The following is a 9,650-nucleotide window of genomic DNA, read 5'->3' as shown; positions in this document are numbered from 1 at the left end:
TCCCGCCCCCGCCGCGCATCGGCCCGGGAGCGCCTGGCGCCCGCCGTTCACCCGGCCGCCGCCACCGCGCCGGCACCCCAGCCCCGCACCACCGCGACGGCCCCCGCCAATCGGGTGCGCAAGTTCGCCACGACGGGCGTCACGATGGTCGCCATGGCCTTCGTCGCCCTGATGGCCGTGGCCACCTCCCTGCCGGCCGAGGCGCTGCTGTCCTCTGCCGATGTGCAGGCCGCCGCCTACAACGCGAAGCTGAGCGCCCAGGGCGAACCTGCCCAGACGCTCTCCATGACCGGCGGAGCGGACACCATCTCGGTCGAGCGTGACGGCTACGAGTCGAAGACCATCGCCGAGGTCGCAGCGGCCAGCGGCATCCGGATGGAAGCGACCTTCACGAACAACCCGAACGGCACCGTGCAATGGCCCTTCTCGGTGGGCGTGCACATCGGTGACGAGTTCGGCTTCCGCGACTGTGCGGGCTGCTCCTCCAACCACGGCGGTCAGGACTTCAACCCGGGCCTGGGCGCGCCGATCCAGTCGATCGCCGACGGCGTCGTGCGCTACGCCCAAGACGGCGAAGGCAGCCTCGGCGTGCACATGATCATCGACCACATGATCGACGGCGAGCTCGTCTCCAGTGTCTACGCGCACATGATCCACGGCTCGATGCTCTTCAAGACCGGCGACGTCATCACGGTCGGCCAGGTCATCGGCCAGGTCGGCGACACCGGAATGTCCACCGGCCCGCACCTGCACTTCGAGATCCGCGTCGGCGGCAAGGACGGCACCAAGGTCAACCCGCTCGTCTGGCTGTACGCCAACACGAACTAGTTCGACCCCGACACGGGCCAGCTGGGACTAGCCGGCCGCCTCGGCCTTGGTCTCGTCCTCAGGCTCGGTCACTGGCGCGGACTCGGGCGGGGACTCGGCGGTCCGGGCGCGGCCGATGGCCGCGAGGAGGCCCTCTGGCAGCGCCAGCTGCGACAGCCCGGCGATCTCGAGCAGGTGGGTCTCTCCGCTGCCGTCGGGCTCCATGGCCAGGACCTGGTCGTGCAGGCCCTCCATTTTCAGGTCGAGGCGATTGGCGGCATCCGCCGCCTGCTTGAGGTCGCCCACCAGATCCACCGGAACCGCCCCGTGGTACTTGTAATAGATCTTGTGCTCGAGACTCGCCCAGAAGTCCATCGCGACCGTTCGGATCTGGATCTCGACCGTGACCTCGTCGACCCGGTCGGACAGGAAGACGGGGATGTCGACGATCAGGTGCAGGCTCTTGTAACCGTTCGGCTTCGGGGCGGCGATGTAGTCCTTGACCTCGAGCACCGTGACGTCGAGTTGGCTGGTGAGCATGTCGAGAATGCGGTACGTGTCCGAGATGAAGCTGCAGGTGATGCGGATGCCGGCGATGTCTTGGATCTGGGCGCGAATGTCGTCGAGGACGAGCGGGCAGCCCTTGCGGACGGCCTTCTTCAGGATCCCGTCGGGTGTCTTTAGCCGAGAGTTGACGTGCTCGATCGGGCTGTAGTCGTGGATGGAGGCGAACTCCTCCTTCAAGATGTTGATCTTCGTCATCATCTCGTCGGTCGCGAACTTGTATGCCAGCATGAACCGGGTCAGTTCTGTCGTGAGCTCGCGAAGTTCGGCGAGATCCCCGCGCGTCGGGGCCGCCTGGTCGGCTTTGGTGTCGGTGTCGGTGTCGGTGCCGGGTCCCGGTTCGGTTCCGTGTTCGGTTCCGCTGTCGATCCCCGTGCCGGTCACTGCTACTCCTTCTATGCGCTCCCCGTTCAGGCGACGCCCTTCGATTGTCCCATGGCGGCGCTGCGGGGTCACTGATCGCGTCGCCGGAGCACGCGGCATCCGTCGCCTTCGAGCGCCGTTCTGCCCCGTGCCCCGAACGAATTCGACGGAGATTTTGCTCTAGAACTGGGTTTTGAGCTCTAAACTGGCCGTTTCGGGCAGAATCTCCGTCGAATTCGTTTGGGCAAACGACCCTGGGGTGGGGGGCTAGACGCGCAGCCAGACGGTGGTGTCGCCGGGGAGCGTGTTGCCGGGCAGCGGGCCGCTGGCGAGGAGGAGTTCGCCGGCAGGCAGAGGCACGGATGCCGCGCCCGTGTTCGCGACGACCGTCACCGCGCCGTTGCGCAGCGCCACGATCTCGTCAGCGTGGCCGTCCAGCCACTCCACCGAGCCCAGCCCGAGGGCGTGCTCCCGGCGCAGGCCCAGGGCCAGCGTGTACAACTCGAGGGTGGAGCCGGCGACGCCGACCTGCGCGTCGCGGGCGAGGCCCGCCCACTCGTCCGGCTGCGGCAGCCAGCTCTCGGCCGAGGGGCCGAAGCCGTAGGAGGGAGCGGCGGCTTCCCAGGGGAGCGGCACGCGGCATCCGTCACGGCCGTAGCGCTCTCCGTTGGTGCGAAACCAGGTGGGGTCTTCGCGTGCGGAGTCGGGCAGGTGGATGACCTCGGGTAGACCCAGTTCCTCGCCCTGGTAGAGGTAGCTGGAGCCGGGCAGTGCGAGCATGAGCGCCGAGGCGGCCCGGGCCCGGTGCAGGCCGATCACGCTGTCGGGCAGGTCGGGCGTCGTCGGCCCGATACCGTGGCCCTGCAGGTTCTCGTGGTTGAGCGCGAGCCGGGAGGCGTGGCGCACGACGTCGTGGTTGGAGAGCACCCAGGTGCTCGGGGCACCAACTGCGCCGAACGCAGCGAGGGAATCGTCGATGACGCGGCGGAGGGCCGGGCCGGCCCAAGCCGTCTCGAGGTAGGCGAAGTTGAAGGCCTGGTGCATCTCGTCGGGGCGCACCCACTCGGCGACGTGGCTGAGCGGATCGACCCAGGCCTCGGCCGCGAGGATGCGGTCGCCCGGGTACTCGTCGAGGATGAGGCGCCAGTCGCGGTAGATCTCGTGTACACCGTTCTGGGCCCAGTAGGGCGCGGTTTCGGGCCACTCGGTGATGATACCTGACCCCTCCGTCGAGGCACCGCCCATGCTGCCGCCCGCGACCGGAGGCGTGTAGTCGGGAAGACCGGTCGCTTTGATCATGCCGTGCGCGACGTCCACCCGAAAACCGTCCGCCCCGCGGTCGAGCCAGAACCGGAGCACATCGCGGAATTGCGCCTTCACCCATTCGTTGTCCCAGTCGAAGTCGGGTTGTGTGGTGTCGAAGAGGTGCAGGTACCACTGGCCGGGAGTGCCGTCCGGGTTCGTGACGCGGGTCCAGGCATTGCCGCCGAAGACGGAATCCCAGTTGTTCGGGGGAAGGTCGCCGTGTTCGCCCTGGCCATCACGGAAGATGTAATGCGCGCGCTCCTCACTGCCCTCGGCGGCGGCGAGGGCAGCTTTGAACCACGGATGCTCACTTGAGGAGTGGTTTGGCACAAGGTCAACGATCACGCGGATGCCCAGCTCGTGTGCCGTGTGCTGCAGGGTGTCGAAGTCATCGAGCGTGCCGAAGAGAGGGTCGACATCGCAATAATCGGCCACGTCGTAACCAGCGTCGTTCTGCGGTGAAGTGTAGAACGGCGAGAGCCAGATGGCGTCTATCCCGAGAGCCCGGAGAGCAGGGAGACGATTGGTGATGCCGGTTAGATCGCCCATCCCGTCACCGTTGGCGTCCGCAAAGGACCGAGGATAGATCTGATAGATAACTGCGGTTCGCCACCACTCTGAGCCTGTCATGAAAAGAAACCCTACGGCATTCTCGTGACTATGGAAGCGCTTGCAGGCCTGCGGGCTAAGCGCATCACCTGCTCAAGATTCAGATCCGGCTATTTCAGTTGTCAATGGTTCCGATACTTGCTATAAATGTAAACGCTTGCATAAATTTTCAATGTCCTGAGAAAGGCACACCAATGATGGTGAACATGAAAGGTCTCGTCGCTGCCGGCGCAGTAGTGGTCGCAGCGTCCCTCGCATTGTCCGGATGCTCCGGCGGGGCCTCTCCGCAGGGTGGCGAGGGCGATAAAACCGCCGCCAACACCTTGACGGTTTGGGTCGATGCCGACCGCGGCACGGTCCTCAAAGACGCGGCGGCGGCATTCACGAAGGAATCCGGCGTCAAGGTAAAACTCATCCAGAAGGACTTCCCCAAGATCCAGGAAGAGTTCATCGCCCAGGTTCCGACCGGCAAGGGCCCCGACATCACGATCGGCGCCCACGACTGGATCGGGAACCTCGTCTCGAACGGCGTGCTCAAGCCCGTTGAACTCGGCGATACGACCGCTGACTTCCAGCCGGTCGCCGTCACCGCGATGACCTTCGAGGGCAAGACCTACGGTGTCCCCTACTCGATCGAGAACATCGCCCTCCTCCGCAACACGGCCCTGGCGCCGACCGCGCCGGCGACGTACGCGGACATGGTCGCCGCCGGCACCGCCGCCGGCACTGAGTTCCCGTTCCTCGTGCCCGTTGGACCGGAATCGGACCCGTATCACCTGTACCCGTTCCAGACCTCGTTCGGCGCCCCCGTGTTCGGCACCAACTCCGACGGCAGCTACAACGCCGAAGACCTCTCGATCGGCAACGCCGGTGGAGAGGCCTACGCGGCCTGGCTCGCATCCGAAGGCGCCGCAGGGCACCTCAGCGTGAACATCACCAACGACATCGCCAAAGAGAAGTTCAACGCCGGCGCATCGCCGTTCTTCCTCTCCGGTCCGTGGAATGTCCCGGATGCCCAGAAGGCCGGCATCGACGTCGCGATCGACCCGATCCCGACCGCCAGCAGCAACCCTGCCCAGCCGTTTGTCGGCGTGCAGGGCTTCTTCGTGAGTGCGAAGACCAAGAACGCTCTCGCTGCCAATGAGTTCCTGGTGAACTACATCGGCTCCGAAGAGGTGCAGACCGCGCTCTACGAGGTCGGCGGGCGCCCGCCCGCGCTGACCAGCGCCTTCGAGGCAGCTGCCGCCGACCCGATCACCGCCGGTTTCGGTACGGTCGGAGCAACCGCCGTTCCGATGCCGAACATCCCGCAAATGGGCAAGGTCTGGCAGTTCTGGGGCGTCACCGAGGCCGCGATCATCGCGGGCGAGGGTGACCCGGCAGCGCTGTGGCAGAAGATGACCGGCGAAATCCAGGGCGCCATCGCGAAGTAACACCGTGTGCCCGGCTCCATCAGGGGGCCGGGCACAGCGTGCTCCCTCACCGCACATCAGGCAAGGTTGCCGGCAGGCGCCAGAGAACGGACGAAGATGCCCACCCCACGAACAGGTCGCGATCGCACCGCGCGCGACAACTCGCTGGTCACCCAGTGGAGGCAATCCAAGCGGGCGGGACGAATTGCCGAGGCGGCGTCCGTCGGGATCAAGATTCTCCTGGTGAAAATTCTGCTCCTCGGTATCGTCGACGCAATCAGCGTCTACGCTCTCTTCGTGCTCTTCCTGAAACAGGACTGGGTCATCTTCGGACTCGTTCTGGCAGTCACCCTGATCGTCAACTGGATCTACTTCAGCAAAAACGCTCTGCCGGCCAAGTACCTCACCCCCGGCCTGATCTTCCTCGTGATCTTCCAGATCTTTGTTGTGGGCTATTCCGGCTACATCGCGTTCACGAACTACGGCACCGGGCACAACAGCACCAGGGCGGACGCGGTCGCATCACTCATCGCCTCCGCGCAGCAACGAGTGCCGGACTCGGTCGCGTATGACATCACCGTGATCGAGCAACTGGGTGCCTACAGCCTCCTCGTCACCGACCCTGACGGCCGGATCAGCGTCGGCGGCTCCGACGCGCCCCTGCGTGAAGTCACCGATGCCGAGACGGATGCCGACGGCGTCGCCACCGCACTTCCCGGCTACACCTCCCTCAAGTTCAGCGACATCGCTGCCAATCAAGAGGTCATCGCGGCCCTCTCGGTGCCGCTCACCGACGACCCGAACGAGGGGGTGCTCCGCACCCCGGACGGCTCAAAGGCCTATCTCTACCTGTCCGATCTGGTCTACGACGAGGCCGCGAGAATGATGACGAACACCACGACGAACGTCGTCTACGCCGAGGACGGCACGGTCGGAGCGTTCGCCGCGGAGGACGGTACCGAACTGCGCCCCGGCTGGAAAGTTGAGGTCGGATTCGATAACTTTGCCCGTGCGTTCGGCACGGAATCCATTCGGGGGCCGCTGATCAACGTGACCCTGTGGACCTTTGCCTTCGCTTTCCTTTCTGTCGCCACCACGTTCGCGCTCGGGCTCTTTCTGGCGCTGGTCTTCAATGACCTGCGGATGCGCGGACGCAACGTCTACCGCGTCGTCTTGATTCTTCCCTACGCGTTCCCGGCATTCCTGTCCGCGCTGGTCTGGGCGGGGCTGCTCAACCCGCAGTTCGGCTTCGTCAACCAGGTGCTGTTCGGCGGGGCGGAAATACCCTGGCTCACAAACGAGTGGCTGGCCAAATTCAGCATCATCTTCGTGAACCTGTGGCTCGGCTTTCCCTACATGTTCCTGGTCTGCACAGGTGCTCTTCAGTCGATTCCCGGCGAGTTGCAGGAGGCAGCAACGGTCGACGGGGCGCGGCCCTGGCAGGTGTTCCGGCTGATCAAGCTTCCGCTGCTGCTCGTGTCGGTGGCCCCGCTGCTCATCTCGTCGTTCGCGTTCAACTTCAACAACTTCAACCTCATCTACATGCTCACCAATGGCGGGCCGAGAGACGTTACCGCGGGAGTGAATGTCGGTGCGACCGACATCCTCATCTCGATGGTCTACAAGGTCGCCTTCGTCGGTGCGAACCGCGACTACGGATTGGCGAGTGCGTTCTCCATCATCATTTTCCTGCTGGTCGCGATCGTGTCGATCATCAGCTTTAGGCAGACCAAGGCACTAGAGGAGCTGAACTGACATGCAGGTCAACAATCGGGAGACTAGCGACCGCATCGTCGTGAGAAATTCGTCATTCCAGTTCAAGCGCTGGTTCAAAGCAACGGGATGGCGCCACCTGATCGGCGTGTTCATGGCCGTGTTCTCGGCGTTCCCCCTTGTCTACGTGCTCTCGGCAGCGCTGCAACCCGGTGGCACCCTGATCACCGCAAATGGGCTATTCAGCGAGGTGAGCCTCGGCAGCTTTGTGACGCTCTTCAACCTGCCCCAACAGCCATACGCCGCCTGGTACGGCAATACCCTGATCATCGGAGTAATCACCTCGATCGGCACGGTTTTTTTGGGGGCCCTTGCGGCATATTCCTTCTCCCGGATGCGTTTTTTCGGTCGCCGGGGGGGACTGCTCACGCTCGTACTGTTGCAGATGTTTCCCCAACTGTTGGCTGTCGTCGCGATATTCCTTCTGCTCAACGGCATCTCTGATATCTTCCCGGCGATCGGACTGGACTCGCAGGTCGGCCTGATCATGGTCTACCTCGGCGGGGCTCTTGGGGTGAACACCTACCTGATGTACGGATTTTTCAACACGATTCCCGCTTCGATCGACGAGGCCGCCAAGTTGGACGGTGCTGGTCACGCTCGCATCTTCTTCACGATCATCCTGCGACTGGTCGCACCCATTTTGGCGGTCGTCGGCCTCCTCTCTTTCATCGGCACGACGAACGAGTTCGTCATCGCGAGCATCGTGCTGATCAGCCCCGAGAATCAGACCCTCGCGGTGGGCCTCTACCAGTTCGTGTCTCAGAAATTCTCCACCAACTACTCGGTCTTCGCGGCCGGCGCCGTGCTCGCGGCCTTGCCCGTGATGGCCCTGTTCCTCTGGCTGCAGAAGTACATCGTCGGTGGCCTGACCGCCGGATCGGTGAAGTAGGGCGCGCATGCTCCCGCACCACGACGGGTCGGCCCTGTACGTCTCGGACCAGGCGCCGCGGCCGGGCGACACGGTCGGCGTGCGGGTGCGGGTGCCGGAGGCGTGGGGCGCCGTCGCATCCGTGCACGTGCGTTCGACGCCCGACCGGGAACCGCGCTTCCACGACGCCCGCCTACTCGGCGCGGCGGAGGGCTGGCGGTGGTGGGAGGCCGAGGTCGAGATCCTGAACCCGGTCAACGGCTACCGGTTCCTGATCAACCGGGCCGACGGCGGGCACTGGTGGCTGAACGCCGCCGGGGTGCATTCCTTCGAGACCGTCGACGCGGAGGACTTCAAGCTGCTCAGCCATCCGGCACCGCCGGACTGGGTCGCGTCGACCGTGATGTACCAGATCTTCCCGGATCGTTTCGGGCGTTCCACGGCCGCCGCGCTGCGCGAGAAGCCGACCTGGGCCGTGCCCGCGGCGTGGGGTGACCCGGTAGCGGCGGAGCAACCGGCCCGTTCGCACCAGTTCTACGGTGGGGACCTCGACGGCATCGTCCTGCACCTGGACCACCTCGAACGGCTCGGCGTCACCCTGCTCTACCTGACACCCGTGTTCCCGGCCGGCTCGAGCCACCGCTACGACGCGCGGAGCTTCGACGTGGTCGACCCGGCACTGGGCGGCGACGCTGCCCTCGTGCGGCTGGTCGAGGCTGCCCACGAGCGGGGCTTCAAGGTGATCGGCGACCTCACCTCGAACCACTCCGGCAACCGGCACGAGTGGTTCCGGGCGGCGCACCGCGCCCCGGATGCCGTCGAGAGCGCCTTCTACTACTGGCTCGACGACCGGCACGAGGACTACGCGTCCTGGCTCGGGGTACCCAGCCTGCCGAAGTTCAACTGGACCTCGATCGAGCTGCGCCGCCGGTTCATCGAGGGCCCGCAGTCGGTGGTGGCGAAGTGGCTGCGGGCCCCCTACCACCTCGACGGCTGGCGCATCGATGTGGCGAACATGACCGGCCGCCTGCAGGGGGAGGACCTGAACGCCCTGGTGCGGCAGACCATCCGCCGCACCATGATCGCGGAGAACCCCGACACCATCCTGCTCGGCGAATCGACCAATGATGCCTCGGACGACTTCCAGGGCGACGGCTGGCACGGCGCGATGACCTATACGACCTTCACCCGACCGGTGTGGAGCTGGCTCTCGAAGCCGCACAGCCCCTCGACATTCTTCGGGCTGCCCTACGGCACCATCCCGCTGACCGACGGGCGGGCGTTCGTGGACGCCCACCTCCGGTTCACGGCCGGCTACCCCTGGCGCACTCGCCTGGCTACAATGAACGCCCTCGACACGCACGACACTCCAAGGTTCCGCACCCATGCGATCGACGGGGGAGTGGCCGTCGCCTTCGGGCTGAGCGCGACCCTGCCGGGCATCCCGGTGGTCTTCGCCGGCGACGAATTCGGCCTGGCCGGCGACGACGGCGAGGGCTCGCGCACGCCCATGCCGTGGGATACGGCGGGTGACTCCGAGGTGGCGGCCACAATCGACCTGTACGCGGCGCTGATCCGCTTGCGCACCGCCCACCCGGCCCTGAACGGCGGCGGGATGCGCTGGGTGCACGTGGGCGCGGATGTGCTCGTCTACGTGCGCGAGTGTGCGGAGGAGTCGGTGCTGTTGGTCGCGGCCCGCGCCGCGTGCGCGGTGACACTGCCGCTCGGGTCCGTGGCAGGGGAGCCGACCCGGCTCCTGGGCGACGCCGCCGTCAGCGTGGCGGGCGGGCGCATCCGTCTGGAAACGGACGGGCCGAGCTTCACCGCGTGGGCGCTGCCGGGGGTTTCGGTGCCCGATTCCACCCCACGGTCATCGAGCCGGCCGACTTGGTGATAATATTTACCGGTTGCCGAAATTTGGCTTGGTTTTCGTTCACACGGATGCT

Annotated in this window: 7 protein-coding genes; 5 read left to right on the top strand and 2 right to left on the bottom strand. The window is 65.5% G+C overall.

Translation table 11 applies throughout. The features are described 5' to 3' along the window. On the top strand, window positions 1–828 hold an 828-nt coding region (locus E3T34_RS16705; RefSeq protein ID WP_134342513.1), incomplete at its 5' end, for a M23 family metallopeptidase. A gap of 27 nt (window positions 829–855) precedes the next feature. Here E3T34_RS16705 and E3T34_RS06510 read toward each other — a convergent pair. Both E3T34_RS06510 and E3T34_RS06505 read right to left on the bottom strand, forming a co-directional pair. Further along, window positions 856–1,755 (bottom strand): GTP pyrophosphokinase family protein, encoded by a 900-nt coding sequence (locus E3T34_RS06510; protein ID WP_338145459.1) that lies wholly within the window; start codon window positions 1,753–1,755, stop codon window positions 856–858. Window positions 1,756–2,001: 246 nt separating this feature from the next. Continuing rightward, the gene (locus E3T34_RS06505) at window positions 2,002–3,669 is read right to left on the bottom strand and encodes a glycoside hydrolase family 13 protein (protein WP_134342512.1); all 1,668 of its coding nucleotides are present in this window, start codon (window positions 3,667–3,669) and stop codon (window positions 2,002–2,004) included. 173 nt (window positions 3,670–3,842) lie between these two features. On the opposite strand from E3T34_RS06505, the gene E3T34_RS06500 reads away from it, so the two are divergent. The 4 genes from E3T34_RS06500 (at window position 3,843) to E3T34_RS06485 (ending at window position 9,598) form a co-directional block, all read left to right on the top strand. Continuing rightward, window positions 3,843–5,081, top strand: a complete 1,239-nt coding sequence (locus E3T34_RS06500) for a maltose ABC transporter substrate-binding protein (RefSeq protein ID WP_134342511.1) — start codon at window positions 3,843–3,845, stop codon at window positions 5,079–5,081. A gap of 96 nt (window positions 5,082–5,177) precedes the next feature. Next, entirely contained in the window at window positions 5,178–6,815 is a 1,638-nt protein-coding gene (locus tag E3T34_RS06495; protein ID WP_134342510.1) for an ABC transporter permease subunit, read from the top strand. Window position 6,816: 1 nt separating this feature from the next. Beyond that, the gene (locus E3T34_RS06490) at window positions 6,817–7,725 is read left to right on the top strand and encodes a sugar ABC transporter permease (protein ID WP_104100721.1); all 909 of its coding nucleotides are present in this window, start codon (window positions 6,817–6,819) and stop codon (window positions 7,723–7,725) included. A 7-nt stretch (window positions 7,726–7,732) separates the two neighbouring features. After that, window positions 7,733–9,598 (top strand): glycoside hydrolase family 13 protein, encoded by a 1,866-nt coding sequence (locus E3T34_RS06485; RefSeq protein WP_134342509.1) that lies wholly within the window; start codon window positions 7,733–7,735, stop codon window positions 9,596–9,598. Window positions 9,599–9,650 lie beyond the last annotated feature (52 nt).

The organism is Cryobacterium sp. TMT1-62 (assembly GCF_004403145.1).
In the GTDB taxonomy this organism is placed as follows: domain Bacteria; phylum Actinomycetota; class Actinomycetes; order Actinomycetales; family Microbacteriaceae; genus Cryobacterium; species Cryobacterium sandaracinum.
This window is presented reverse-complemented; position numbering and strand designations above follow the sequence as displayed.